Below are 290 nucleotides of genomic sequence, written 5' to 3'. Positions count from 1 at the left end.
GAGGGGGCACCCGCGCGGGCCCCGGACGCCAGCCGGGACGGGCTGGGCGCGGAGGCGGCGGGGGCGGGCCGCGCGGGGGGGCCCCAGGTCACCGGCGACGCCGCTGCTGCCGCCCCGTCCCCGGTCGCGGAGCGGGCCGCGTACCGCGTCGTCCAGGAGGCGCTGACCAACGCAGCCAAGCACGCACCGGCCGCGCCGGTGACGGTCTCCGTCGCCTACGCGGCCACCGCAGCGGAGGTGCGGGTGGAGAACGGGGCACCGCCGCCGCCCGGCGGGGCGAAGGGCACGGC

At 82.8% G+C, this 290-nt stretch carries 1 pseudogene; it reads left to right on the top strand.

The annotated features are described in order from the left end of the window. Positions 1-290 (top strand): annotated as a pseudogene (locus AAHZ94_RS35315) (sensor histidine kinase); the annotation flags it as partial.

Origin of the sequence: Streptomyces sp. HSW2009 (assembly GCF_040240285.1) — a bacterium.
Taxonomy (GTDB): Bacteria; Actinomycetota; Actinomycetes; order Streptomycetales; family Streptomycetaceae; genus Streptomyces.
This window is presented reverse-complemented; position numbering and strand designations above follow the sequence as displayed.